Source organism: Sphingomonas pituitosa NBRC 102491, from assembly GCF_001598435.1.
In the GTDB taxonomy this organism is placed as follows: Bacteria; Pseudomonadota; Alphaproteobacteria; order Sphingomonadales; family Sphingomonadaceae; genus Sphingomonas; species Sphingomonas pituitosa.
Genome location: NZ_BCYY01000011.1, coordinates 1 through 655 on the forward strand (window position 1 = coordinate 1; position 655 = coordinate 655).

Annotated in this window: 2 protein-coding genes; both read right to left on the reverse strand. The window is 59.7% G+C overall.

Translation table 11 applies throughout. The features are described 5' to 3' along the window. Positions 1 to 136 precede the first annotated feature (136 nt). Positions 137 to 322 (reverse strand): hypothetical protein, encoded by a 186-nt coding sequence (locus SPI01S_RS10850; protein WP_066722045.1) that lies wholly within the window; start codon positions 320 to 322, stop codon positions 137 to 139. A gap of 136 nt (positions 323 to 458) precedes the next feature. After that, positions 459 to 655 (reverse strand): hypothetical protein (locus SPI01S_RS22885; protein WP_218017600.1); only part of this gene is annotated, 197 nt, incomplete at its 5' end.

A 655-nucleotide genomic window follows, 5' to 3' on the forward strand; every position in this document is an offset into this window, starting at 1 on the left:
ATTTTTGCGCACATTATCTGACACTGGAGCGGCGCGTCTGCTCACGCTCTTTGACACTGGACTTGCAATCAACCCGCCGTGCTCGCAATCGGCGCTGCCTGCTCACGCTTTGCGACAATGAGAATTGTGCCGCCGCTCATAGCGGTACACCGGCTTCGCGAAGCCGCTCCGTCAATTCGCGGGTTTGCTCGGGATCAAGGGTGCCGGCGAGAAACGCGCGGACATCGGACGGCCGGGCACCCAGGTGGCTGGCGAGCAGGCCGGCGTCGTACCCGTTGCGCGTAAGCGTCGGCTCCAGATCGTCGAGCGCGCGCGACAGCACCTGTTATACGATCTCGACCGTGACCGGTTTGGTGTCGAACCGAAACCCCTGCTAACGCCACCTTCGCCTTAAATTCCGCGCCATAGCGCTTCGTCGTCGCCTTCATTACTCACGTCGGTTTAGCTTAGCGTCCTGTTCAGAAAACCGGCACCACCTCACTCCACACACTTGGCCCGCCCGTATAATGAACGGTCGAGTTCTCATTGGCACAAAGCGTGAGCAGGCGGCGCCAATTGCGAGCAGGGCGGAATGATTGCCAGTCCAGTGTCAAAGAGCGTGAGCAGACGCGCCGCTCCAGTGTCAGATAATGTGCGCAAAAATCGGCTCTGATTG